This window comes from Photobacterium rosenbergii (genome assembly GCF_033022775.1).
GTDB lineage: Bacteria > Pseudomonadota > Gammaproteobacteria > Enterobacterales > Vibrionaceae > Photobacterium > Photobacterium rosenbergii_A.
This window is the reverse complement of record NZ_JAWJZI010000008.1, coordinates 15009-41748: the sequence shown is the minus strand read 5'-3', so window position 1 is coordinate 41748 and position 26740 is coordinate 15009. Positions and strand designations below refer to the sequence as shown.

General features: G+C 51.7%; 20 protein-coding genes. 11 read left to right on the top strand and 9 right to left on the bottom strand.

The genetic code is table 11. The features are described 5' to 3' along the window. Positions 1–6 precede the first annotated feature (6 nt). Entirely contained in the window at positions 7–1896 is a 1890-nt protein-coding gene (aceF, locus tag R2X38_RS17840; RefSeq protein ID WP_317523686.1) for a pyruvate dehydrogenase complex dihydrolipoyllysine-residue acetyltransferase, read from the top strand. Positions 1897–2079: 183 nt separating this feature from the next. Next, positions 2080–3510 (top strand): dihydrolipoyl dehydrogenase, encoded by a 1431-nt coding sequence (lpdA, locus tag R2X38_RS17835; RefSeq protein WP_317523685.1) that lies wholly within the window; start codon positions 2080–2082, stop codon positions 3508–3510. Between the two features lie 55 nt (positions 3511–3565). On the opposite strand, the gene R2X38_RS17830 is transcribed toward lpdA, so the two are convergent. From R2X38_RS17830 to R2X38_RS17820, 3 genes are all read right to left on the bottom strand, one after another. Next, positions 3566–4036: a hypothetical protein gene (locus tag R2X38_RS17830; protein WP_317523684.1), complete on the bottom strand. Its 471-nt coding sequence runs from the start codon at positions 4034–4036 to the stop codon at positions 3566–3568. 49 nt (positions 4037–4085) lie between these two features. Continuing rightward, on the bottom strand, positions 4086–6149 hold the full coding sequence (locus R2X38_RS17825; RefSeq protein ID WP_317523683.1) for an LruC domain-containing protein: 2064 nt from the start codon (positions 6147–6149) through the stop codon (positions 4086–4088). 272 nt (positions 6150–6421) lie between these two features. Then, complete coding sequence (locus tag R2X38_RS17820) at positions 6422–8338, bottom strand: methyl-accepting chemotaxis protein (protein WP_317523682.1); 1917 nt, start codon at positions 8336–8338, stop codon at positions 6422–6424. A gap of 60 nt (positions 8339–8398) precedes the next feature. On the opposite strand from R2X38_RS17820, the gene R2X38_RS17815 reads away from it, so the two are divergent. Beyond that, the gene (locus R2X38_RS17815; protein ID WP_317523681.1) at positions 8399–10711 is read left to right on the top strand and encodes a patatin-like phospholipase family protein; all 2313 of its coding nucleotides are present in this window, start codon (positions 8399–8401) and stop codon (positions 10709–10711) included. 274 nt (positions 10712–10985) lie between these two features. Further along, complete coding sequence (acnB, locus tag R2X38_RS17810; RefSeq protein WP_317523680.1) at positions 10986–13583, top strand: bifunctional aconitate hydratase 2/2-methylisocitrate dehydratase; 2598 nt, start codon at positions 10986–10988, stop codon at positions 13581–13583. A gap of 83 nt (positions 13584–13666) precedes the next feature. On the opposite strand, the gene R2X38_RS17805 is transcribed toward acnB, so the two are convergent. The 4 genes from R2X38_RS17805 to R2X38_RS17790 all read right to left on the bottom strand — a co-directional run bounded on the left by R2X38_RS17805 (position 13667) and on the right by R2X38_RS17790 (position 18098). Then, complete coding sequence (locus R2X38_RS17805; RefSeq protein ID WP_317523679.1) at positions 13667–14128, bottom strand: DoxX family protein; 462 nt, start codon at positions 14126–14128, stop codon at positions 13667–13669. 261 nt (positions 14129–14389) lie between these two features. Further along, the gene (locus R2X38_RS17800) at positions 14390–15526 is read right to left on the bottom strand and encodes a glycerate kinase (RefSeq protein WP_317523678.1); all 1137 of its coding nucleotides are present in this window, start codon (positions 15524–15526) and stop codon (positions 14390–14392) included. A 12-nt stretch (positions 15527–15538) separates the two neighbouring features. After that, positions 15539–16804, bottom strand: a complete 1266-nt coding sequence (locus R2X38_RS17795) for a GntP family permease (RefSeq protein ID WP_317523677.1) — start codon at positions 16802–16804, stop codon at positions 15539–15541. 157 nt (positions 16805–16961) lie between these two features. Then, positions 16962–18098: a sugar diacid recognition domain-containing protein gene (locus R2X38_RS17790; protein ID WP_317523676.1), complete on the bottom strand. Its 1137-nt coding sequence runs from the start codon at positions 18096–18098 to the stop codon at positions 16962–16964. A gap of 116 nt (positions 18099–18214) precedes the next feature. On the opposite strand from R2X38_RS17790, the gene R2X38_RS17785 reads away from it, so the two are divergent. The 6 genes from R2X38_RS17785 (at position 18215) to R2X38_RS17760 (ending at position 24388) form a co-directional block, all read left to right on the top strand. Next, positions 18215–18583 (top strand): YacL family protein, encoded by a 369-nt coding sequence (locus R2X38_RS17785; RefSeq protein WP_317523675.1) that lies wholly within the window; start codon positions 18215–18217, stop codon positions 18581–18583. Between the two features lie 193 nt (positions 18584–18776). Continuing rightward, positions 18777–19115: a P-II family nitrogen regulator gene (locus R2X38_RS17780; protein ID WP_107301151.1), complete on the top strand. Its 339-nt coding sequence runs from the start codon at positions 18777–18779 to the stop codon at positions 19113–19115. Positions 19116–19140: 25 nt separating this feature from the next. After that, positions 19141–20370, top strand: a complete 1230-nt coding sequence (locus tag R2X38_RS17775) for an ammonium transporter (RefSeq protein ID WP_107301152.1) — start codon at positions 19141–19143, stop codon at positions 20368–20370. Positions 20371–20531: 161 nt separating this feature from the next. Beyond that, positions 20532–21545 (top strand): Fe(3+) ABC transporter substrate-binding protein, encoded by a 1014-nt coding sequence (locus R2X38_RS17770; protein ID WP_222551822.1) that lies wholly within the window; start codon positions 20532–20534, stop codon positions 21543–21545. Positions 21546–21725: 180 nt separating this feature from the next. Then, the gene (locus tag R2X38_RS17765; RefSeq protein WP_317523673.1) at positions 21726–23354 is read left to right on the top strand and encodes an iron ABC transporter permease; all 1629 of its coding nucleotides are present in this window, start codon (positions 21726–21728) and stop codon (positions 23352–23354) included. Next, on the top strand, positions 23354–24388 hold the full coding sequence (locus R2X38_RS17760) for an ABC transporter ATP-binding protein (protein ID WP_317523672.1): 1035 nt from the start codon (positions 23354–23356) through the stop codon (positions 24386–24388). The genes R2X38_RS17765 and R2X38_RS17760 overlap by 1 nt, the downstream gene beginning before the upstream one ends. An 87-nt stretch (positions 24389–24475) precedes the next feature. Here the strand turns inward: R2X38_RS17760 and R2X38_RS17755 are convergent, their stop codons facing one another. Continuing rightward, entirely contained in the window at positions 24476–25066 is a 591-nt protein-coding gene (locus R2X38_RS17755; RefSeq protein WP_317523671.1) for a TetR/AcrR family transcriptional regulator, read from the bottom strand. A gap of 221 nt (positions 25067–25287) precedes the next feature. Between R2X38_RS17755 and hpt the strand changes: the two genes are divergently transcribed. Further along, complete coding sequence (gene hpt, locus R2X38_RS17750) at positions 25288–25821, top strand: hypoxanthine phosphoribosyltransferase (protein ID WP_317523669.1); 534 nt, start codon at positions 25288–25290, stop codon at positions 25819–25821. A 68-nt stretch (positions 25822–25889) separates the two neighbouring features. On the opposite strand, the gene can is transcribed toward hpt, so the two are convergent. After that, positions 25890–26543 carry a carbonate dehydratase gene (gene can / locus R2X38_RS17745; protein WP_317523668.1) on the bottom strand — a complete coding sequence of 218 codons (654 nt, stop codon included), beginning with the start codon at positions 26541–26543 and terminating at the stop codon, positions 25890–25892. Positions 26544–26740: the final 197 nt, after the last annotated feature.

Genomic DNA, 26740 nt, shown 5'->3' with positions numbered 1-26740 from the left:
TTAAACATGGCAATCGAAATTAATGTACCTGACATCGGTGCGGATGAGGTTGAAGTAACTGAGATTCTTGTTAGCGTTGGCGACAAGGTTGAAGAAGAGCAGTCTCTGATCACTGTAGAAGGCGACAAGGCTTCTATGGAAGTACCAGCTTCTCAGGCGGGTATCGTTAAAGAAATCAAAGTGGCTGAAGGTGACAAGGTTTCTACCGGTTCTCTAATCATGATTTTCGAAGCCGAGGGTGCTGCAGCTGCAGCACCTGCTCCTGCGGCTGAAGCAGCGTCTGCTGCTCCAGCTCCGGCAGCAGCGGCTCCTGCTACTTCAGAACTTAAAGAAGTTCACGTACCGGATATCGGTGGCGACGAAGTAGAAGTTACTGAAATCATGGTTGCCGTTGGCGACAGCATCGAAGAAGAGCAGTCTCTTCTTACTGTTGAAGGCGACAAGGCATCAATGGAAGTACCAGCACCATTCGCCGGTACTCTAAATGAGATTAAAGTAGCGGCAGGCGATAAAGTATCGACTGGCTCTCTTATCATGATCTTCGAAACTGCAGGCTCTGCACCTGCGGCGGCCCCAGCACCAGCAGCAGTAGAAGCGCCAGCGGCAGCTCCTGCAGCGGCAGCTGACAAAGAAGTTAACGTACCGGACATCGGTGGCGACGAAGTAGAAGTGACTGAAATCATGGTAGCTGTTGGCGACATGATTGAAGAAGAGCAGTCTCTTATCACTGTAGAAGGTGACAAGGCTTCTATGGAAGTACCTGCACCGTTCGCTGGTAAGGTTAAAGAAATCAAGATTGCAGCTGGCGACAAAGTGTCAACTGGCTCGCTAATCATGGTATTCGAAGTAGCAGGCGCAGCACCTGCAGCGGCTCCTGCGGCAGCAGCTCCAGCGCCAGCAGCGGCACCTGCTCCTGCAGCACCGGCGGCAGCTCCAGCTTCAACTGGCGACTTCCAGGAAAACAACGAGTACGCTCACGCGTCTCCAGTTGTTCGCCGTCTTGCTCGCGAGTTCGGTGTTAACCTGTCTAAGGTTAAAGGTACTGGCCGTAAGAACCGTATCCTGAAAGAAGACGTACAGAACTTCGTTAAAGAAGCACTTAAGCGTCTTGAGTCGGGTGCTGCGGCATCTGGCAAGGGCGACGGCTCTGCACTTGGCCTACTACCATGGCCGAAAGTTGACTTCAGCAAGTTCGGTGAGACTGAAACTAAGCCTCTATCTCGCATCAAGAAGATCTCTGGCGCTAACCTGCACCGTAACTGGGTAATGATCCCTCACGTTACACAGTGGGACAATGCAGACATCACTGAGCTAGAAGCATTCCGTAAAGAGCAGAATGCTATCGAAGCGAAGAAAGATACTGGCATGAAGATCACTCCGCTTGTATTCATCATGAAAGCGGTAGCGAAAGCGCTAGAAGCCTTCCCAGCGTTCAACTCTTCGCTGTCTGAAGACAACGAAAGCTTGATCCTGAAGAAGTACGTAAACGTGGGTATCGCTGTAGATACACCAAACGGCCTAGTTGTTCCTGTGTTCAAAGACGTGAACAAGAAAGGTATTTACGAGCTATCTGAAGAGCTAATGGCAGTGTCTAAGAAGGCACGTGCCGGCAAGCTAACTGCCGCTGACATGCAGGGTGGCTGTTTCACTATCTCAAGTCTGGGCGGTATCGGCGGTACTGCGTTCACACCAATCGTGAATGCACCGGAAGTGGGTATCCTGGGTGTATCTAAGTCTGAAATGAAGCCTGTGTGGAACGGCAAAGAGTTCGAACCACGCCTACAGCTTCCTCTGTCTCTATCATACGACCACCGTGTGATCGATGGCGCGGAAGGTGCTCGCTTCATCACATACCTGAACGCGTGTCTGTCTGACATTCGCCGTCTGGTACTTTAAGGTTTCCTCACTCAACCTCCATGCCTGCAAAAGCGGGCATGGAAGTGTTGTGTAGCTCACAGGCTATAGCAATTTACTTTTCAGTTTGTTAACACCTCTGTAAAATCGTTAGCCAGCTGAAACAAAAAAGTAGAACACGAATACTTAGCCTGTTAGGGATAAAAGACTTACAACGAGGTCATGATGAGTAAAGAAATTAAAGCCCAGGTAGTGGTGTTGGGTTCAGGCCCTGCAGGTTACTCTGCGGCATTCCGTAGTGCCGACCTAGGCCTAGATACGGTTCTAATTGAAAAATACAGCACCCTTGGTGGTGTATGTCTAAACGTGGGTTGTATCCCATCTAAAGCCCTGCTTCACGTTGCTAAAGTAATCGAAGAAGCAAAAGCGATGGCTGAGCACGGCGTGGTATTCGGTGAGCCTCAAACCGATATCAACAAGATCCGTGTATGGAAAGAAAAAGTCATTACCCAGCTAACTGGCGGTCTTGGCGGCATGGCTAAGATGCGTAAAGTAAACGTAGTTAACGGCTACGGTAAGTTTACTGGTCCTAACACTATCGTTGTTGAGGGCGAAGACGGTCCAACAACCATTACTTTCGACAACGCTATCGTTGCGGCAGGTTCTCGTCCAATCGAGCTACCGTTCATCCCGCACGAAGATCCACGTATCTGGGACTCAACTGACGCGCTAGAGCTGAAAGAAGTGCCTGAGAAGCTGCTTGTAATGGGTGGCGGTATCATCGGCCTTGAAATGGGTACGGTATACCATGCGCTGGGTTCAGAGATTGACGTGGTTGAGATGTTCGACCAGGTTATCCCTGCTGCTGACAAAGACATTGTTAAAGTCTTCACCAAGCGCATCAAGAAGAAATTCAACCTGATGCTAGAAACCAAAGTAACCGCTGTTGAAGCGCGTGAAGACGGTATCTACGTATCAATGGAAGGCAAGAAAGCACCTGCTGAGCCTGTACGTTACGACGCTGTTCTTGTGGCTATCGGCCGTGTACCAAACGGTAAGCTGATCGACGCAGAGAAAGCGGGTATCGAAGTTGACGAGCGCGGCTTCATCAACGTTGACAAGCAGATGCGTACTAACGTTCCTCACATCCACGCTATCGGTGACATCGTTGGCCAGCCAATGCTTGCTCACAAAGGTGTGCATGAAGGCCACGTTGCCGCTGAAGTTATCTCTGGCAAGAAGCACTACTTCGACCCTAAAGTTATTCCTTCAATCGCTTATACCGAGCCAGAAGTGGCATGGGTTGGTAAGACCGAGAAAGAAGCGAAAGCTGAAGGCATCAACTACGAAGTGGCGACTTTCCCATGGGCAGCTTCTGGCCGTGCAATCGCTTCTGACTGTGCAGACGGTATGACGAAGATGATCTTCGACAAAGACACTCACCGTGTTATCGGTGGTGCTATCGTGGGTACTAACGGTGGTGAGCTGCTGGGTGAAATCGGTCTGGCGATCGAGATGGGCTGTGATGCAGAGGATATCGCTCTGACTATCCACGCCCACCCAACACTACACGAATCTGTCGGCCTGGCTGCCGAGGTATTCGAAGGCTCAATCACTGACCTTCCTAACCCGAAAGCGGTTAAGCGTAAGAAGTAATTCTTGCAGCTTTGAAAGATATGAAAAAAGCGCCCTAGGGCGCTTTTTTTGTGTCTTACGGATACGCATACCCCCCGCCATCCACCGCAAACACATCGGTGATTGGGGGGATATCGGTATCGGCAAACATCACCACCATGAGCAGGGATTGTTGCTGCTTGCCGATGGTCAGGGCCTGTTTAAGCAGGCCGTTGTCGGAGACCTTCATCAGCAGTTGTGAATCTGGGTTGGGTACCGGGGCGCTCTCAGTGCCACTCCAGTCTTGATAAAAGGCAATGTAGGTGCGCTGGTTGGTCATATCGCTGACATCAACGCTAACCTCTAGCTGTTGGCTGGTGGTGAAGTCGTAACCGGGAGCCACTTTAATGCTCGCCATGGTGACCGGCTCTTGCTCGCTACTTTCGACGTCACCAGCATCGGCAGGGGAGCTGCTAGAAGAGGCACTGTCACCGCCTCCGCCACCCCCGCATGCACTGAGCCCCATGGCCAGAATCCAACCGCAAAGTAATAGCGTGAACTGTTTCATCGTCAAATCCTCTTTATCTATCTAAATGCTGTGAATCGGTGCTATGCGGTTACTCAATACCATATAGATGCTGGCTGACCCGTTTGCCCTGGGTGAACCAGTCAACGTGATCCCCCTTGGTGCAGTAGTCAAAAAAGCGGGGGTAGGCGAGTAGCATGTCGACTTGCTCCTCGGGGTGAGCCCAGTTTTCAGTGAGGATAAACCCCCATGGCAGGCCGTTTTCGGTGCGGTACAAGCTGCCGATACCACTGTCGCTGCGGTCATCGTAGTCACCCATCAGCTCCAGGCTGGCGTTACCGAGCTGGGTTGGCTCGAAGTCATCAAGGTGGATTTCCAGCCCGCGGCCGAGTGACGTCCCTTCGCCGTGGCTGAAGCCGTCAACTGCAAAGATAAAGGGGTCGAAAGGTGCATTGGGCAGAGAGCCGGTGTTAACACCGTCTTCCAGTGGTACGGTGACAGAGAAGCTAAACCGCTCGGCTTCCTGACAGGTCTCCTTGGTACGGTGGAAGCGGCAAGTTGACTGGGTGTCTGCGGTGAGGTTCTCCGAAATGATCAATACCACGTTGCCTTGCCCGGCCTCTAGCGGCGAACGGCTAACAGGCTGCCCGTTGACGAGGAAGACGATATTGCCTTCATCCGCGACATTGCGGGCGAGAGACGGAAGATGGATCCCGAAACCGTTCTGGTAATCCGCCCCCAGCGCTTGCAGGGTGCCTGATATTTTTATTTGCTTGGCGTTATCGGCCTGATCGGATTTCACCTCGACCCGGTAGCGCATCACCACATCATTGAGATCGTAGTCGCCTTCACGGGGCCAGCTGTCTTCAAAGGCGGCAGTGAATGGACCATAACTTGCTGTACTGAATAAGGCGTCTTCAAGTGTTACCGCATAGTCTTCGACTTCACCGTCTGGCGCACCACCGAAGGCCGGAAGCTCCTCGGTGCTACTGAAGCGGAAGCGAGCCCATGTTTCGCCCGCAGTGACTGAGCCGGGAACATTGATGACCAGCGTGTTTGTTCCAGCACTCAGGACCTGACCACTAAAAATCTGCTCGTTGTTATCGGCGAAGTCACCGTCTTTATTCCAGTCGATCCAGGCATTGAGGAAGCCCGCACCACTGGCTGTGATGCTGGCAAGGGCAGACTCCCCCCCTTGCAAGGTGGTTAGGATCACTCCGTCCTCGTCATCCACCCCTGTCGCATCGTCGCTGCTGCCTGGTATAGATTCACTGTCTGGTGCCACGCCACCAAGGAATAGGGTGCTGTTGCTTAGGTCATGTCTGGCACCATTGTTATCGACCGAAGTTTGGTAGCTGTCCGGTGCGTCCCCTAAGTCGATAGACTCGATGGCCACCGGGGCAGACGCGCAGCGAACGCCATCATTGAGACCAGATTTTGGCCCGGCAGCAAACTGGGTTGCCGCGGTATTGATATTGCTGGGGTCCGAGATATCGACGGTAAAGATGATACCGTCCTGATTGCGGCTGAAATAGAAATTGCCGCTGGCCTCGAAGTAGGCTGCACCAAAGGTACCGGTCACTCCGGTATTGCCCAAAATTACTTTGCTACCATCGGTAGGATTGATGCGATAGAGATGGCCTTGCTTATTGTCGACCGCATAGATGTTGCCATCTTCCGGATGGAAGGCAAAATCGGTCAGCTTCATGCTGCCATCACTGCCTTCGATCTTGCTCGCTTGGAGGAAGTTTGGGCTGCCCTCGTCAAGTGGAATGGTATACAGACCGGAACGGTAGAGGTAATAGGTATTGTTGGCAACATCCCCGACATAGAAAGGGGAGTCCGGTAGGCCGGTAACCGCGAGAGTCGTGGCTTTAAAGTCATTGCCAACTTGAACCACTTTTTTCTGGGTGGTGTTGAAGGCATAGATGAAGTTATCGGCTTCGTTGTATCCGGCAGCGTTGAGGTTTCCTGTTTGCCCAATATCCGTTTGCAGGGTCTGGTAGGCACCTGTGAGCAGATTGACACCGTAAACATTGGTCTGTGAATCCTGCATCAGGAAGGCGGTATACGGGCAGGTGTCAAAGGCCGCGCTGTTGGCACTGTGGCTCCACATCAAAAAAGGTACAACTGAAAGTAAAATTTTTCTATCCATTGCAAAAATCCCCCTATGGCTTTTCGGTATAAATCAAAATTAATGCCATTTATTTAAGTTTTTGTTTTGTTTGTTTTTTGTCTTTTTGGAGAGAACGTGAATATGCAAAAGGTTTGAACGACAGCGGCTTTATTTTTGTATGTTGCGAAGCATTCTGTCGAACAAGTGGGTGGGGGAGTGAGGGGAATTTGGCATAAAAAAAGGAGAGCGACGGGCTCTCCTTAGGGCAAAAAAATGCTAATTGTGGCGATTACTTACAAGGCTTTAGTGAATTAAAGCTTGAAGGTACCGACCATATCGTCAAGGCGCTTGGACAGATCGCGCAGCTCCTGGCTAGATTGTGCCAGCTGAGAGGCCGTATCGGCAGTGCGTTGGGTGGTCTCGTTGATATCTTCGATGTTGCAATTGATATCACTGACCACAGTCGACTGCTCTTCGGTTGCCGTTGCCACCTGGGTGTTCATGTCAGAAATCAGGGTGATACGATCAGAAATCGACAAGAGGGCACCGGATGCTTCATCCGCTGCCGAGACACCGTCGGACGTCAGCTGGCGGCTCTGTACCATGGCGTTAACCGCATTGCTGGCTTCTTCCTGCAGGCGGTTGATCATTGCCTGGATTTCATCGGTCGAATCTGCGGTGCGGCTGGCCAGGCTGCGAACCTCATCAGCCACGACGGCAAAGCCACGACCCTGTTCACCGGCGCGGGCTGCTTCTATTGCAGCGTTGAGCGCCAGCAGATTGGTTTGTTCGGAAATACCGCGGATCACATCAAGGATGCTGCCGATCGCTTGGGTGTTGCTGGCCAGTGATTCAATGACTTCACTGACCTGAGTGACATCATTGGAAAGCTGGTTGATAGTATCGCGGGCCTGAGTCACTACCTGCTGGCCGCTCTGGGTTTCGTTTTCGGCATTTTGCGCGGCATCGGCTGCCTGTGCGGCATTGCTGGCGATCTCATTAACCGTAGCACCCATCTCGTTAATCGCCGTCACGACCTGAATAGTACGGTCACGCTGGCTGTGGCTGGTGTCTAGCGTGATTTCAGCCTGGTGTGCGACGGACTCAGCGGCTTCGCGCAGGCTGTTGCCGGTCTCGGCCACTTCCTTGACCGAATAGTGGATCTTGCCAATGAAGCTGTTGAATCCCGCCGATAGCTGGGCGATTTCATCGTTGCCTGAGACATCGATACGGTGGCGCAGATCGCCTTCGCCTTCACCGAGATCTTTGAACATTGCAGCCAGTCGCGAGATTGGCTGGGTGATGTTTGTTCCAAGCCAGATGGCTAGCAGGACAAAGACGGCAGCGATCCCGGCGGTCCACAGCATGATTTCCTGGCGGGCTTGATTCAGCTCGGCAAAGGCTTCTTCCAGCGGCAGTTGAGCAACTACATACCAATCCATGGAGGGGATGTAGCTGGTGGCCACCAACACATCTTTGCCATTGATAACGTGCTGGACGATATTGAAATCATCTTTTGCCATCAAGCTTGCCGCTGCCTGGGCACCATAGAGGTTGGATAGCTTCATTTTGCCCATAACACCTTTGTCACGGTGGATCTGGACTAGGCCTTGGCTATCGGTAAGGAACACAAAACCCGTTTGTTCCAGTTGGAACTGGTTGATAAAACGCACCATTTCGCCCAGCGATTTCGATAGGCCTGCCATCCCTTTACCATGCAGCTGCTGGTAGTTGACGAACAGTTTCACATCGCCGTTATTCTCACGGAAAACGCTCAGCGAGCGGGCTTGGCCGGATTGGGTGAAGTTATAGAACCAAGCGTCTTGCTGTGGCGTCAAGCGGCGCAGGAAACCGTTCTGGTTCCAGTAATCGCCACTGGTACGATCAGCAACTGAGGCATCGAACAATTGGTACTGGTTTTTGATATCATTCAGCCGCTGGATGATTTTGTTTTCATCGGCTTGCGATCTGCCATCATGATAAAGGTCGGTAATAAAATGGCTGGTGGCCAATTGCTCGGCTGCAGCCAGCATAAGCGACACTTCTTTATCAATGGTATTGCGAATTTGCAGCAGGGTAGCCGGAAGCTCCGACTGCATTAAGCGGTTTTCGACCACTTGCCTTGATTGCTTTTGGCTAATGATGCCAACCAGCAAGGTAGAAGCGAGAACCGCGAGGACCATAGCTAGGATCAGCTTTTGTTTGATTGTGAATTGGTTGAACTTCATAGTCTTTATAGTTTTGTCTGAAGATGTGAACGTAGCGTGCGTTCACGGAATAAGTAGCCCATGACCCAAGAACAGCCATTTGCGGCAACTCACAGCGTATTGTGTTATCTGCAGTTCTGTTGCAGAACTTTAGTGCTTAGTATCACATTTTTGTGCTTGTTCAGCGTATCTTTTTCTTCTTCCGTGCTTGCCGAGGAGCGGCCCAAGGTAGGGGTGGTGCTCGGTGGCGGTGGTGCCAAAGGCGCGGCCCATATTGGTGTGCTCAAGGCGCTGGAAGATCTGCAGATCCCCGTTGACTATATTGCCGGTACCAGTATGGGGGCCTATGTCGGCGGTTTGTACGCAGCCGGGATGAGTGCCGATGAGATTGAAGCCTTGCTGACCAGTGTCGACTGGGAGCAAGGTTACCAAGATCGGGTGATGCGTGGCGACCGCCGGGTGCGGGAAAAGCAGCAGGAAGACAGGTACCAAGTGACCAGTGAGTTGGGCTTTGGCTTCTGGGAGCTAAAAGCGCCAAGAGGTATTGTTCAGGGCCAGACCATGGGGGAGATCCTGCGTACGACCTCGGGCAACCTGCCGGTCTTTGAAAGCTTTGACAACATGGTGATCCCCTACCGTGCCGTGGCAACAGATATCGAAAACTTAGAGCCTGTGGTGCTTGATAAGGGCGATTTGGCTGAAGTGATGGAGGCCAGCATGTCGATTCCCGGCCTGCTGCCGCCCAAAGAGCTCAATGGCAAGCTCTTGGTTGATGGTGGGATCACCGATAACCTGCCGATTGAAGTGGTCCGCAATATGGGGGCCGATATCATTATCGCGGTTGATATCAGTAACGAATTCAAAAAACGCGATGAGCTCAGCAACTATTTTGCCGTGATGGATCAGCTGACGGACTTTATGGTGCGTGATAATGCTGACCGCCAGATTGCCTTGTTGTCAGATGAAGACTTTTTGATCCGTCCCAATATTCGCGGCATTAAAACTGCCGATTTTGCCCGTATGCCATTGGCGTTTGAAAGTGGTTATGTCGAAGTGATGGCAATGGCCGATGAGCTTGCTCACCTAGGCCGCAGTACTTGGTTCCAGGACTATGTCGACCACAAGCAGCTGCGCCGCCGCCGTCTTGTCCCGCTCGATGAGATGGCGGTTGATGAGATCCGGTTGAAAAACAACAGTAGCTACTCTGATGAAGTGTTGCTTGAGCGAATGCAGTTGGAGGCCGGTAAGGTGATCAGCTCTGAAGAGTTGGATGAGAGTGTGCGCAGCCTTTATGCCTTGGATCGTTTTGAGCGGGTGGATTACCGTATCGAGCAAATTGACGGTGACAATGTCATTTTGCTCGATGTGAGGGAGAAAAGCTGGGGGCCGAATTTTATCGATTTCCGCTTTGCCCTTGAGGACGATTTCGAAAACAGTACCGATTATTCCTTCGGGGTTGCGTTCAATGTCACCGGCCTTAGCCGGGCTGGCGCAGAGTGGCGTACCGAGTTGGAGTACGGCTCGGACAAGCGTATTGCCACCGGGCTTTATTTGCCGTTTGTCAAAGACAACGACTGGTTTTCTCTGATAACCGCCGAGTATAAAAATACGGATTACAATATCCCGTTATTCGGCGAAGAGCCGGCTTTGGAAGATATTGATTTCTTCATTCCTGCCACCTATACCGATACCATTTTCGATGCCTCGTTTGGCTGGCAGCCGCGGTTGTGGCAAGAGTTCCGGATCGGGATGCGCTATCTCAGCGGTGAAACTGAGGTGTTGGGTTTTCCGGATTTCGGGGTCGACAAGCGCAGGAGCCAAATTGGTTATATCCGCTACAGCCTCGATACCCTCGACGACATTATGTTGCCCAAGCAAGGTAATCTCCTCGAGCTAGAGCTGGCGGCATCGGATGATAACAGCCGATTTGGTGGAACTGAGTATGAAGACTTCTCGGTCCATATGGACGCGAACTGGAAGGGGGCGGTGACCTATGGCGACCATACCTTCATGGGCAAGGCGGAATATGGCCGGGTGCGTTCAGACTTTGATCTGCGGCTCGATCCTAAGGAATTGGGCGGTTTCCTCAATCTCTCCGGTATTCCTAAGAACAGCTTATCTGGTAACAACAAAATATTCACTGCGGCCATTTATCGCTACAACCTGATGGAGCAAGATTTTGGCTTGTTCAAATCCTCGGTTTTCTTTGGCGGGTCGGTGGAGTATGGCGGGGTATATAACGATTCAGATCTGAGCTTCAAGGATGTGCCGCTCTATACCGCAGGCAGCTTGTATTCGGGGATCACGACCCCTGTGGGGCCGCTGATCTTGGCGTATGGCCGTACAGAGCAGTCGAACCATGCATTCTATGTATTCTTCGGTGGGGCGCTGTAATATAACTGGCTGAAATAGAGTTGAAAGACTGGTTGAGGCTACAACAGTTGCTTACATTTATTCAAAAATTGTGAATGTTGTAAAAAACGACTGGATTTTAATATTACGTTAAATCTGGTATGCTCGAGGAACGGTTTTGGTCTCCGTTGGCTGAAATAGTAACATTTCTTATGTGACGGAAGGAATAGCAAGCCCTTCAGACATGCTAACGGCAGATCAATCACTTCCAAGGATGTTTGGCCATCGCGGCCAAACCTAAAATGAGGAATATGTCGTGCTTGAAGCCTACCGTAAACACGTCGAAGAACGTGCTGCAGAAGGAATTGTTCCAAAGCCGCTCGATGCTGAGCAGGTTGCCGCCCTGGTTGAATTACTAAAGACCCCGCCAGCCGGTGAAGAAGCCTTTCTGCTAGATCTCCTGGAAAATCGTATTCCCCCTGGTGTGGATGAAGCCGCCTATGTTAAAGCAGGCTTTCTTGCCGCACTGACGACAGGCGAAGCGCAATCCCCAATTGTCAGCAAGGAAAAAGCTGCCGAGCTATTGGGCACCATGCAAGGTGGTTACAACATCGAGCCGCTGATTTCATTGCTGGACGATGACGCCCTGGCGCCAATTGCGGTAAAAGCGCTGTCTCATACTCTATTGATGTTCGATGCCTTCTATGACGTCGAAGAAAAAGCCAAAGCCGGCAATGCCTTTGCTAAACAAGTGATCCAGTCTTGGGCCGATGCCGAGTGGTTCCTGTCCAAGCCTGAGCTGGCTGAAAAGATCACCCTGACAGTGTTCAAGGTGACTGGCGAAACCAATACTGATGACCTGTCTCCGGCACCGGATGCATGGTCGCGCCCAGATATCCCGCTGCACGCCCTGGCGATGCTGAAGAACGAACGTGAAGGCATCGAGCCTGAGCAGCCGGGTTCGATCGGTCCTATCAAGCAGATTGAAGCACTGAAAGAGAAAGGTCACCAGCTTGTTTATGTGGGTGATGTCGTCGGTACGGGCTCTTCCCGTAAATCTGCGACCAACTCGGTACTGTGGTTCATGGGTGATGATATCCCTAATGTGCCTAACAAGCGTGCTGGTGGTTACGTACTTGGCGGTAAGATCGCGCCAATCTTTTTCAATACCATGGAAGATGCCGGTGCACTGCCAATTGAAGTAGACGTTACCGCGCTTAACATGGGTGATGTGATTGATGTTTACCCTTACAAGGGTGAAGTCCGCCTTCACGGCAGCGACGATGTGGTTTCTACCTTCGAGCTGAAAACCGATGTATTGATTGACGAAGTCCGTGCCGGTGGCCGTATTCCTCTGATCATCGGTCGTGGTCTGACTGACCGTGCCCGCCAGTCTCTGGGGTTGGCATCTTCTGATGTTTTCCGCCGTCCGGTTGCGGTTGAAGATTCAGGCAAAGGCTACACCCTAGCGCAGAAGATGGTCGGTAAAGCATGTGGTGTTGAAGGCGTTCGCCCAGGCACATATTGTGAGCCGAAGATGACGACGGTGGGCTCGCAGGATACCACGGGTCCTATGACTCGTGACGAGCTGAAAGATTTGGCCTGTCTGGGCTTCTCGGCCGAACTGACGATGCAGTCGTTCTGTCACACCTCGGCGTATCCTAAGCCGGTTGATGTCAACACCCACCATACCCTGCCTGATTTCATCATGAACCGTGGCGGTGTGTCGCTGCGTCCGGGTGACGGTGTTATCCACTCGTGGCTGAACCGTATGCTACTGCCTGATACCGTAGGTACCGGCGGTGACTCGCACACCCGTTTCCCATTGGGTATTTCGTTCCCGGCAGGCTCTGGTCTGGTTGCCTTTGCCGCGGCAACCGGTGTGATGCCATTGGATATGCCTGAATCAATTCTGGTTCGCTTCAAAGGCGAGATGCAGGAAGGTATTACCCTGCGTGATCTTGTTCATGCCATCCCTTACTACGCTATTCAGCAAGGTCTTCTGACCGTTGAGAAAGCCGGTAAGATCAATGAATTCTCTGGCCGCGTGCTGGAAATCGAAGGTGTTGAGCACCTCACTGTAGAGCAGGCGTTCGAGCTGTCGGATGCATCGGCCGAGCGTAGTGCGGCTGGTTGTACTGTTAAGCTATCGCAAGAGTCGATTGCCGAGTACCTGAACTCGAACATCGTGATGCTCAAGTGGATGATCTCTGAAGGCTATGGCGATCGTCGTACTATCGAGCGCCGTATCACGGCGATGGAAGAGTGGTTGGCCAACCCTGAGCTGATGGAAGCCGATGGCGATGCCGAATATGCACATGTTATCGAAATCGACTTGGCTGAAATCAATGAGCCTATCTTGTGTGCACCGAATGACCCGGATGATGCGCGCCTGCTATCTGAGGTACAGGGCACATCTATCGATGAGGTGTTCATCGGTTCGTGTATGACCAATATCGGTCACTTCCGTGCGGCAGGTAAACTGCTAGAGAAGTTTGGCGGTACGCTTGATACCCGCCTATGGGTTGCTCCACCGACGAAGATGGACAAAGATCAGCTGACTGAAGAAGGTTACTACGGTATCTTCGGCCGTGCTGGGGTACGTATCGAAACGCCGGGATGTTCGTTGTGTATGGGTAACCAGGCCCGCGTAGCCGACAAGGCAACAGTGATGTCGACTTCAACACGTAACTTCCCGAACCGTCTGGGTACTGGAGCCAATGTGTACCTGTCTTCGGCAGAGTTGGCGGCAGTGGGTGCAATCCTTGGCCGTATCCCGACCAAGGAAGAGTACTTGGAGTACGCCAAGCAGATCGATGCGACGGCAGCGGATACCTACCGTTACCTCAACTTCCACCGCATGGAGCAGTACACCAAGAAAGCGGATGATGTGATTATCCAGCAGCCAGCCTAAGGGTTAACTGACTGATAGTAATACAAACGCCTCCATTTGGAGGCGTTTTTGTTTCTATCAGTTAGTTAAGTATTTGCCTTTAATTAAGCGCTTTTCTCTTTCGCCAATGCCTTGGCTTTACGGCGCTTGCTGAGCCAGAAGTGCTCGAGGCCGATACGGCCGCCACCTTGTACCATCAGGGTGAGGTAGACCAGCGAGTAGATAAAGGCCAGTTCAGCACCTGCCCAGCCTTTTAGCATACCTACCGCGTAGGTTGCCGTGCCCATAGTAAACAGCAAGACCAACGCACTGACACGGGTCAGCACGCCGAGCATCAGGGCGATAGAGCCCAGCACTTCGGCCAGCATAGCCAATACCAGACTTGGGGTTGAGCCAATGCCAAACGGGTCGATAAAAGTCGGTGCCAGCTCACTGAAGTTCATGATCTTGCCGATACCGTGGGTCAGCATCGCGCCACCGATAGCCAAACGGAGCAATAGCAGAAGCAGATCTTCGATGCGGTGAGATCCGTTGCGGCCGGATAGGAGAGCAAGTAGTTTGTCCATGACAGATCCTTTAGAGAGAAAGAGTAGCTTGCCCTATTAGACTACGGGGGAGATGACTTTAATCTGAATGACGCCGATCAAAACGTGGTTCTGTGAGCGAGCTAACACCATTTAGGCCAGGGGCACGTGGCGATGGGCTCTGGGTATTAATCAGAGATTAAATCCTAGCTGGTGCAAGAGGAGGGGAGATGATTTTGGGGCAAACAAAAAAGCCGGTATATCTATACCGGCCTTATCAATTTGCAAGCTAAACGGATTGGATTAGCGTTTGCCGACAGTCAGCATGGCGGCTACGTTGCGTGCGGTCATCTCGACGTTGAACGCTGCTTCTTCCATAGCTGTTTTTAGTTCCATAGCACGCGGGGTGACGCTGAATACCGCGTCGATGCCGTGGTCGTAAACCGCGTCGCAGTCTGCTGCCAGGCAGCCAGCAATACCGATGACTGGGATATGGAAGCGTTTGGCAGTACGGGCAACACCGATTGGGGTTTTGCCATGGATAGTTTGGCTGTCGATACGGCCTTCGCCGGTGATCACCAGATCAGCATCCGCGCAGACGTCCAGCAGGTTCACCGCATCCATGACGATGTCGATCCCCGGGCGCAGGCTGGCATCAAGCAGGCCAAGTAGGGCGGCACCAAGGCCACCCGCGGCACCGGCACCTGCCATGTCTTTCACATCACGGCCTAGTTGATCTTTGATGATACCTGCGTAGTGGGCTAGGTTGGCGTCCAGTTGCTCGACCATGTCCGGCGTCGCGCCTTTTTGTGGGCCGAAGATGTGCGATGCGCCTTTCGGGCCGCATAGCGGATTGTCGACGTCACAGGCCACTTCTAGTTTCACGGTTGCAAGGCGCGGGTCTAGGTTGGTCTTGTCGATGGTTGCGATACGGGCTAGCTCAGCACCGCCGAAACCAATCTCTTCGCCGTTTTCGTCAAGCAGGCGGATACCCAATGCCTGAGCCATACCGATACCACCGTCGTTGGTGGCACTACCGCCGATACCGACGATGATGTGCTCAACACCATTGTCCAGGGCGGCTTTGATGAGCTCGCCAGTACCGAAAGTTGTCGTTTTCAGTGGGTTGCGTCGTTCAGGCTCAACAAGGTGCAGGCCAGATGCCGCAGCCATTTCGATAATCGCAGTACGACCGTCACCCATGACACCGTAGAAGCCATTTACCTGCTCACCCAGTGGGCCGGTAACAGACTGCTTGATGATAGAGCCGTTGGTGGCATCAACCAGAGACTGCACGGTGCCTTCACCGCCGTCAGCCATAGGTAGCTTGTGGTACTCCGCTTCCGGCAGGACTTGGCGGAAACCCGCTTCGATAGCCGTTGCCACTTCCATGGCCGTCAAACTTTCTTTGTATGAATCTGGGGCAATAATAATTTTCATGGCTATAAATCCTTAAACGAAGAAACCGAATACACCGAAAATAAGCGTTGAGACGACGGCAATCATCAGGCCGACGGCTGATTCATAAGGGATCAGCTTGAGGCGCTCTTTGATGTCCATATGTACAGCGCCACCGGTGGCATGGAAGAAGCTACCGTGAGGCATGTGGTCCAGTACAGTTGCACCCGCGTGGATCATCGCCGCACCGGCTAGCGCAGGGACGCCGAGCTCAAGGATGGTGTGGCTGAATACGCTAGAAGCAACGGCAGTACCGGCTGTGGTTGAAGCGGTAGCCAGTGCCATCATCGAACCAGAAATAGGTGCAAGTAGGTAAGATGGCAGGCCAGAAGCCGTTAGCAGATCAATCAGACCATCTTTAAGGCCTGAGTTGGCAATGATGCCAGCCAGTGTACCGGTACCCAAAAGCATGACCGCAACAGGGGCCATTCGGGTCAGGCCAGATACAGCAAAGTGGTTGGTATCGCGGAAACGGCCCATAACAACGGCACCGACCAAGCCACCTAACGGTAGGGCGATCAGCGGGTCAACATTGATACCGGCAATAGGGCGTAGTGCCAACAGGGCAATAGCGATAAGCGGAGCGACAATCGCCGCGCCGAATTTTGGCAGGCGGCTGTGGTCGATTTCGACGACTTCGTGCGCGGCAACTTTGCTGCCACGGTTAACCAGTTTCTTGGCAATGAAGTAGGCGAAAGCCATACCGCAAAGACCAGGGATCACACCGGCAGCCATGACAGAAGTCAGCGGGACATTGAAGGCATCGGCTGCGGCGATGGCATTTGGGTTCGGCGACATGATGTTACCGGCTTTACCACCACCGACCATGGCCAGCAAGATAGCCATTTTCGACAGATCCGCGCGGCGGGCAATGGCCAGTGCAATTGGAGCTACGGTGATCACTGCCACGTCCACGAAGACGCCGACAGCAGTCAAAATCATGGTGGCAACAGCCAATGCAAGCAGAGCACGGGTTTCACCGACTTTTTTGACGATGGTTTCAGCGATAGACGTCGCGGCACCGGATTCAATCAAGACACCGGCCAGGACACCTGCAGCCAGGATACGCAATACCGCAGTAACAATGCCCTGGGCACCGCCAATCATCAGGTTTACGGTATCGGTCAGCGAGACGCCACCGACGATACCACCGACTAGGGCACCGATGATCATGCCGTAGGCGGGCGGGACTTTTTTCAGGATCAGGCTAATGGCCACTACCAGCGCGGCCAACGCGCCCAGTGTTGATACTTCTACCATGTTCTATTCCACGTCAAATTAAAAAAGATAAAATCAAAATTCCTAACTGCGGTGGAATGTACTCGGGTGAGCAGCGTTTGGCTTTAGGCGAGGTGACGAAAAATCATTACCTAGATTTAAAATTTTTGTGCACTTGCACAATTGGTGTTTTTTTCAGCTAACAGGAGAGGGCAAGGTATAACCGGGTTTTGTCTGATAAGCTATTGAAACTTAGGTTTGTTTCCTGTTCTATCCGATCGAGCCGATAGCGTAGGGTATTGCGGTGAATATGGAGCATTTCGCATGTTTGAGCTAAATCACAATTCTGAGCAAAAAATACCTTAAGGGTCTTTATCAGGGTGCCTTTGGGATCATTGGCCTTGAGGGCTTCAAGGGGTTGCATCAGTTGTTCATAGCGCCAAGGGTCATCTTTGAGGCCGCTTAACAGAACAGGCAGCAGGTGATCTTGGTAGAACAACACACTTTCTTCACTGTTGCCGGCATTGAGGGTAGCCTGAGCCGTTTGGAAAGAGCGCGACAGCCCTTGAAGCCCCGGGAAGTAGTCGCCTAGGGCGATCTGGATTGAGAAGTGGCTCTCCTTGGCGACTCGCCGCATCAGCTTGTTGATCCGCTTTTGCTCGATAGACCGTGACCAGCCTGAATCTTCCAGGGTGATCGGTTTGAGCACCACGATCTCATTGAGCGAGACCGAGTGGATCCCGACTAGGTTGTCACGCTCGGGGTATTCGAGCAGGTGTACCATTTTTTGCAGGTGCTCCAGTGAGAGCGATTCGCCGGCAGCAGGGATCACTTTGACTAAGGCTGCAATTCGCGGTTGGGCCAGGTCAAGATCCAGTTTTAGGGCGATGGAGTTGAGTTGGGCATCATTGAGTTCGGTATCTTTGATCAGCTGTAGTACCAGCTCTTCGCGGTGGCGCTTGTTCCACTGCACCTGCGACATCAGGGCTTCCTGCTCGACGATCAGCTCGGCGGTCATCTTGACCAGTTCACCGTAGTTACGCACTTGATCCGGCGTGCCGGAGATCCCCACCACACCTATAATTTGGTCGCGGAACACAATTGGCAGGTTGATCCCGGGCTTGACCCCCTTGAGCTGCAGCGCGGTACCGGGATCGATTTCGACCACCCGGTTATCGGTGATCGCCAAGACGGCTCCCTCATGGCGCTGGTTGAGACGGCTGGGATCGCCGGAGCCGATGATCCGGCCGTATTCGTCCATGACGTTGACCGAGTGCTGGATGATTTTCATTGCCCGTTCGACAATTTGGCGGGCAATGGTCGCATTGAGTTGCATTTCTGTGTCAGATCCTGAAAATGTGCGCTCTTGCGCGAAGGGCGGGATCACCGTCCCGCTCTACCAAGTTTACCATCATTGCACTTTAGATCACTGACATCACACAGAGGATAGCTATGGACTACGACTTTAAGAAAAATACCCTGGACGGTAGCTATCATGCGGTCTTCTCGATGGGGCATGAAGCCTTGGGCCGCTGGCTGGTGGAAGAGATCGGCAAGGACTTCGATAAGATGGATACCGTGATGTCCCAGCTTGGTGCATTGAAAAACAGCACCCAGGAGTGGCGGATTATTGGTGACGAGCTGACCCTGAGCTTGCAGGACAATGAAGCTGTGGTACAGGCTAACTATCTGTTTTCAGAAGATGACACCGAGCTGGAAGACAATCTCGACTTCTATGATGAAGAAGCCGTAGCAGTGTGTGGGTTCGAGGACTTTGCACAGGTTTTGACGGCCTGGCGTGCGTTCGTTACCCGTTTTTGATCTCTGATACGCCCGAGTGGCTAAAAATGCTTCATTTCAGTGAAAAGGCTGCACCATTTAGGTGCGGCCTTTTTTGTATCAAAATTACATTATTAATTAAGTGCTTGAAAGTAAAGAGTTAAAAAAGTTGGCACGTTGCTTGTTTGTTATTGAACTGTGATTGAGAAGGAATTCTGTTTTCGAGGAGCAGGCAATGAAATTAATCAACGCAATAATCAAACCATTCAAGTTGGACGATGTACGTGAAGCGCTAGCAGATGTTGGTGTTGAGGGGATGACAGTCTCAGAGGTCAAGGGCTTCGGTCGCCAGAAAGGCCATACCGAACTGTACCGTGGGGCGGAGTATCAGGTGGATTTCCTACCAAAAGTAAAGCTGGAAATTGCGACTCAGGCAGAAAACCTAGAAGCCATTATCGAAGCCATTTCAAAGGCAGCACAGACCGGCAAGATCGGTGACGGCAAGATTTTTGTTTACGACCTAGACCATGCAGTACGTATTCGTACCGGTGAAACGGATTTAGAAGCGTTATAAGAATTAAGCGTAGGGGACGAAGATTATGGAACTAGCAACAACTGTAAGTGAGCTGCGTTACGCGCTCGATACTTTTTACTTTTTGATTTCTGGTGCACTGGTGATGTGGATGGCAGCTGGCTTTGCCATGCTTGAAGCAGGTTTGGTGCGCTCCAAGAACACCACTGAAATTCTGACCAAGAACTTCTGTTTGTATGCCATCGCTTGTACCATGTACCTGATTGTTGGCTACAACATCATGTATGTCGACAACGGTGAAGGCGGCTGGCTGCCATCGATTGGTGCCCTGATTGGTACCCAGGCTGAAGGTGCTGACCACTCGCTCGAATCTGACTTCTTCTTCCAGGTGGTATTCGTTGCAACGGCCATGTCTGTGGTATCGGGTGCGGTTGCCGAGCGTATGAAGCTGTGGTCTTTCCTCATTTTCTCTGTCATTTTGACTGGCTTCATCTACCCACTGGAAGGCTACTGGACGTGGGGCGGCGGCTTCCTGTCTGAAGCGGGCTTCAGTGACTTCGCTGGCTCAGGTATTGTTCACATGGCAGGTGCTGCGGCAGCGTTGGCAGGTGTGATGCTACTGGGTGCTCGTAAGGGTAAATACGGCAAGAACGGTGCGGTTCACCCAATCCCAGGTTCTAACATGCCACTGGCAACGCTGGGTACTTTCATCCTGTGGTTGGGCTGGTTCGGCTTCAACGGCGGCTCGCAGCTGATGGTTTCTGACTTCGAGAACGCAACTGCGGTTGGCCAAATCTTCCTGAACACCAATGCGGCTGCGGCGGCAGGTGCGATTGCTGCACTGGCAGTGTGTAAGACGACTTGGGGTAAGGCTGACTTGACCATGATCCTCAACGGTGCGCTGGCTGGTCTGGTTGCCATTACGGCAGACCCACTGTCTCCATCGCCAATTGCTTCTGTGATTATCGGTGTGATTGCCGGTGCGCTAGTGGTCTTCAGCATCATCGGCTTCGACAAGATCAAGATTGATGACCCAGTTGGTGCTATCTCGGTACACGGTGTGTGTGGTTTCTTCGGCCTGATGGTTGTTCCATTCAGCAACGGCGATGCGACCTTCGGTGCTCAGCTGCTGGGTGCAGCCGTTATCTTCGGCTGGGTATTCGCGGCAAGCTTGGCGGTATGGGCAGTGCTTAAGTACACAGTAGGTATCCGAGTAACCGAAGAAGAAGAGCTGGCGGGTATGGACCTTCACGACTGTGGTATTGATGCTTACCCTGAGTTTGTCAGTGTGAAATAAGTAACATATATTTAGTTCGCATCTTTTAAAAAACGCTGCCGAAAGGCGGCGTTTTTTGTTTTTTCTTGCTTTTGCGCATTGTTTTGCTTTTCGTCTACAGTATAATTGAGCGATATTGATAACCGTTATCATTACATTTTGCGTTTAAGGGAAGGATTATAATGAAAAAGCTGTTGGCATCGGCAATTCTAGTAGGCTTGGCGGCTCCTCAGGCGGCAATCGCGGCTGAAGAAGTGAATGTTTACTCTTACCGTCAGCCATTCTTGGTTGAGCCAATGTTCAAGGAATTTACTGCTGAAACGGGCATTAAAGTAAACGTTAAGTTTGCTAAAGAAGGTTTGGCAGAAAAGCTACAGCAGGAAGGCCAGTACAGCCCTGCAGACGTCGTATTGACAACGGATATCAGCCGCTTGGTTGAGCTTTCAGACAAAGAACTGGTACAGGCAGTTGACAGCAAAGTGATTGACGCCAACGTACCGGCACAGTTCCGCGATAACGAAGACGAGTGGTTCGCGCTGACGCTACGTACGCGTAACGTTTACTCTTCACGTGACCGTGTAGGCCGTCTACCAGCTGATTTCGATTACGCTGATCTTGCTAAGCCTGAGTGGAAAGGCAAAATCTGTACTCGCTCTGGCAAGCACCCATACAACATTTCTCTAGTCTCTTCGATGATTGCCCACTACGGTGAAGCTGAAACTAAAGAGTGGCTAGAAGGTTACAAAGCAAACTTAGCTCGCAAGCCGCAGGGTAACGACCGTGCGCAGGTGAAAGCTGTGAAAGAAGGCCTGTGTGATCTGGCTATCGGTAACAGCTACTACCTGGGCAAAATGGTTAACGATGACAAGCAGAAGTCTTGGGCTGAAGCGGTATACATCAACTTCCCAGGCCAGGAAAACAACGGCACCCACGTCAACGTAAGTGGCATGGCAATGGCGAAATACGCGCCTAACCAGGAAAACGCCCTGAAACTGATGGAATTCCTGACTGGCGACAAAGCACAGCAGATGTACGCGGAAGTGAACTACGAATACCCAGTGAAAGAAGGTGTTAAGCGTTCTGAGCTAGTGGCTTCTTGGGGTGACTTCAAAGCAGACGAAGTTTCTCTGGATAAAGTAGCCGAGTACCACAGCACAGCTATCAAGCTTCTAGACGAAGTGAAGTTTGATCTGTAATTGGTTACAAAAAATGGGGCGTAATGCCCCATTTATTGCTCAAGGCTAAGTACTTTTTCCAATAAGTTGTGGTAGTTTCTCCCCTCCTGTAGCAAGGTTTTTCCCCTTAGGCGGAAATCAGCTGCAGAAGACGTGCAGCAGTGCCACATCTTGATTGCAAAAGGTACTAAGTAGTTAGCAATGAAAGAAAAATATCTCTTTTGGCGAACCAGCGGTTGGGGCTTTTCCCTGCTGCTGGTTTTGCCTATTCTGGCCATTTTTTACACCGCCCTCGGTGAAACCGATGACGTCTTCTCTCACTTGATGGGAACCGTGATGTCGACCTATGCCGCCAATACGTTTTGGCTGGTGGCAGGTACCCTGATTTTGGCTTTGCTGTTTGGTTTGCCAGCCGCTTGGATCATGGCCATGTGCCGCATTCCCGGTGAGCGGGTACTGCAGTGGGGGTTGGTGTTACCTTTGGCCATGCCGGGCTATATCATCGGTTATATCTATACCGACTGGTTCGATTATGCCGGCCCGGTGCAAATCTTGCTGCGTGATATTTTTGGTTGGCAAACCATTCATGACTATTGGTTCCCGAATATCCGCTCGCTGGGTGGCGCTTGCCTGGTGCTGGCCTTGGTACTTTATCCTTATATTTACCTGCTGGCCCGTGCGGCGTTTATGGAACAAAGTACCAGCCTGTTGCAATCGGCCCGTTTGCTCAAATGCAATCCGCTGGACAGCTTCCGCCGTATCTCTCTGCCGTTGGCCCGCCCGTCTATCGCGGTGGGGATGTCTCTGGTGGCGATGGAAACCCTGGGGGATTTTGGGGCCGTCAGCTATTTTGCGGTGAACACGCTGACCACCGCGGTCTACGATACCTGGCTTGGGTACTCCAACCTCAATGCTGCCGCCAAGATTTCGGCCATCATGCTGTTGGTGATTTTCGTGCTGATCAGCGCCGAGCGCTTCAGCCGCCGCAAACAGAAAATGTTCCAGCAGGAATTCGAACATGGCGATGATATCCGTTACACCCTGTCGGGATGGAAGAAGTGGGTAGCTATGGGTTGGTGTTGGGGCTTGATTGGCTTTGCCTTCCTATTGCCGCTGATGCAGCTTTGTTACTATGCCTGGCATTACTTTGGTGACAGTTGGACCAGCCAGTTCCAGCAATACAGTATCAATAGCCTAAAAGTCTCGCTTATTACTGCTGTGCTGGCTGTTGCCCTGGCGTTGATTGTGAATTTCTACCGTCGCCTGGATGGTCGCAGTATTACCGTGGTACCAACCCGGATTTCGTCGCTGGGCTATGCGGTGCCGGGTACCGTGCTGGCAATCGGTGTGATGATCCCGCTGACCAGTGCCGACCACCTGCTTAACGATTTCACCATTGCCAACGGGCTGGGTAGGCCGGGGCTGATTTTCTCCGGTACCATGTTTGCGATTATCTTTGCCTTCGTGGTGCGTTTTGCCGCGGTAGCGGTGGGGAGTATCGAAAGTAGCCTTGCCAAGATACCGCCGTCACTTGATATGGCATCTAAAACCATGGGTTATGCGTCGATGGCGATGCTGCGCCGTGTCCACCTGCCTTTGATCCGCCGTGGTTGCTTGATTGCCGGCCTGCTGGTGTTCATTGAGTCGATGAAAGAGCTCAATGCCGCCTTGCTGTTGCGCCCGTTTAACTTCGAGACACTGGCAACCTATGTCTATAACTTCGCTTCTGACGAGCAGCTTGAGCTGGCTGCCTTGCCGGCGATCCTACTGGTCATTGTTGGCCTGATCCCACTGGTGATGGTTAACCGTTCTTTGGAGCAGAAACACTGATGACTCACGCATTATCTGTAAGTAACCTGACCTGCAAATACAACGGCCAGGCAATATTGGAAAACCTGTCCCTGCCAGTTGAGGATAATGAAATTGTCTGCCTGCTCGGTGCCAGTGGCTGTGGTAAGACAACACTGCTCAAGGCCATCGCTGGCCTGCTGCCGCTGGAAAGCGGGGTAATCCATATCAATGGCCGTACGATTGCCGATGAGAACACCTGGTTGCCGCCTGAAAAGCGTAACATCGGGATGATCTTCCAGGATTATGCCTTGTTCCCGCATTTGACGGTTGCCGAAAATATTGCCTTTGGCCTGCGCGATTGGAGCAAGGAAAAAGTGGCAGCCAAGATCCAGCAAATGCTTGAATTGGTGCGTTTGACTGGCCTTGACGACCGTTACCCGCACCAGCTATCTGGTGGCCAGCAACAGCGCGTGGCGATTGCCCGTGCCTTGGCTTGCGAGCCGGATTTGATCTTGCTCGATGAACCGTTTTCCAATATCGATACCCAGGTACGACATGGCCTGATCAAAGAGATCCGCCGTATCTTCAAGGCTCAGGGAGTGACGGCAATTTTCGTTACCCACAGCCGCGAGGAAGCCTTTGCTTTTGCTGACCGCATGGCGGTAATGAACAACGGGGTTATCGAGCAATTCGGTACAGCAACTGATCTATACTACCGGCCGAGCAGCCGCTTTGTCGCAGAGTTCCTTGGCACTGGTTCATACTTGCCGGTGACACTGGCGGATAACCAGACCCTGTCTACGCCATTTGGGGCGATTAATGTGAATAGCGCCCCAGCAAGCAACGGCGATGCCGAGTGGCTGCTTCGTCCGCAGAACCTCAATGTACAGCCAGCAGAAGATGGCGCAGGGGTGATCACCGAGCAACTGTTTATGGGTGATATCTGCCGTTATACAGTGGAGTTCCAGGGCCATAGCCTGATTGTGAACTCGCACCTTATCCTGCAGATAGGCGAGCGTGTTGCAGTGACTCTAGAGCCACACGATCCAGTCGTATTTGCAGCGGCAAGCTAGACGTCGACCTCAATGCTATGAATAGAAGACAACAAGGCCGGTCATTGTGATCGGCCTCGTTTGGTTTTATATCAGTTAAAATGCAGATTATTTTCGAAAAAGCGCTTTGATATGGTTGTCTGCCAATGTCTGCATCTCTTCTCGCTCAGGGGTGATATTGGTTTGTAGGTAAAGCACATAGCATAATCCCTGGAATTGCCAAGCGCGGTCACAAGCGGAAAAGTCATCAGGCAGATTGACCTGTTCGAACCGCTCGGCAATTTTGTTGAAATTATCCTTGTTGCTACTGACAAAGTGCGGCCAAATTTCTTCTCGTACAGAGGTGCTCCATTCGAACCAGACTTTGATCCAGTCTTGCTGCTCGATTACCGCATCAATAAGATGATAGCAGGCACCGGAAAGTTGCTGCTCAAGAGGTTCTCCACTATCAAAGGATTCATTCATCATTAGCTCGAAACGATGCTCGACCTGGGTTAAGACTTCCTCGACCAAAGCCTCACGAGTAGGGAAATAGTTAAATACGGTGGCAACCGAAACGTTGGCCATATCGGCGATATCTGCGTGCCCTGCACGGCCGATGCCACGCCTGGCAAACACATCTAGAGCGAAGTTGAGTAGCTGTTCTTTACGTTTTTCCGGGGATAGACGAGTCCTTGTTCTTTTCGCGATCGTATCCATGTCTCTGATTCCTAGCTCAATTGTCATTATTTTGGTTATGATTTGTACGCGTGTTCACTTTACAGCAGCAACTGTCTATATTCAATCATGTTTTATTCGTTCTGTATCATATAATTGACAGTGTCGATAAAATAACTATTACTTTGTAGTGGTGATAGAATAAGGCTCCGTTTTACCGCAAGCCGACAGGCGGCAGATCAGCCGTTCTGATGGAGATAAAGATGAAACATACCATTGAAGTAATGATTTCTGAGCAGGACGTTCAGGCACGTGTAACAGAGCTGGGAAAGCAAATCACTGAACATTATAAAGATTCCAAAGATCTCGTCATGGTAGGTCTGCTACGTGGCTCGTTCGTATTTATGGCTGATCTGGCTCGTGCGATTGAACTTCCTCATGAAGTCGACTTCATGACCGCATCAAGCTACGGCAACACCATGGAAAGTAGCCGTGATGTTCGCATCCTTAAAGACTTGGATGATGACATCAAGGGTAAGGATGTACTGCTGGTTGAAGATATTATCGACACCGGTAATACCTTGAACAAGGTACGTGAAATCCTGTCTCTGCGTGAGCCAAACTCGATTGAGATCTGTACCCTGCTAGATAAGCCGGAGCGCCGCGAAGTCCATGTTGACGTGAAGTGGGTCGGCTTTGAAATTCCTGATGAGTTTGTGGTTGGTGTCGGTATCGATTACGCTCAGAAGTACCGTCACCTGCCGTTCATCGGTAAAGTGGTTCCGCAGGAAGATTGATACTGATCTCACTGCATGAAAAAAGCGACTGGCTACAGTCGCTTTTTTTGTCTTTGATACCCGGGCTATTAGGCTTTGTGCGGCAGGATCTCGGCCATCGCAGCATTGTATGACGCTTCCAGCGACTCTCGGCTGGTGGCGGTTACGCCAAGACTGCGTAGCTGGCCATTGCCGATACCGTAAATCCAACCATGGATTTTCACTTGCTGACCACGCTCCCAGGCTTGTTGCATGATAGTCGAGTTGCCCAGGTTGTAGACCTGGTAGGCGACGTTGAGTTCGCACAGCTTGTCGTCCCACTCTTCACGGGGCAGTTGGGCAAGGTCATCACGGTGCTTCATGTACAGATCGCGGATATGCAGCAGCCAGTTGTTGATAAGGCCGAGCTGTGGGTTTTCGATAGCGGCAGTGACACCGCCACAGCCGTAGTGGCCGCAGACAATAATATGGCGAACTTTCAGTACGTCGACGGCGTACTGGACCACTGACAAGCAATTGAGGTCGGTATGGATGACCTGGTTGGCCACGTTACGGTGAACAAAGAGCTCGCCGGAGTCCAACCCGGTTAGACGCTCGGCGGGCACCCTGCTGTCGGCACAACCGATCCATAGGTACTCAGGGTGCTGGGCTTTCGCAAGATGACTGAAGAACTCCGGGTTTTCTTCCTTGATGTTCTCTGACCAAGCAACGTTATTTGCGAATAGCTGTTTAATATCTGCCATGATGATGCCTTTCTCTGATATTTTATACCCACAGCTCAGGGAAGCATTCCTGAGGCTGGGGATAAACAAATTTACATAGGTATCAGTCCTGCTTGCAGTCCTGAGACCTATGTAAACCGGATGTAACTATACACAAGCTATCTCGGTATCAAATCGGAGTAGTTGTCCGAAGAAAGTTTCTAACATTAAGATCGCAT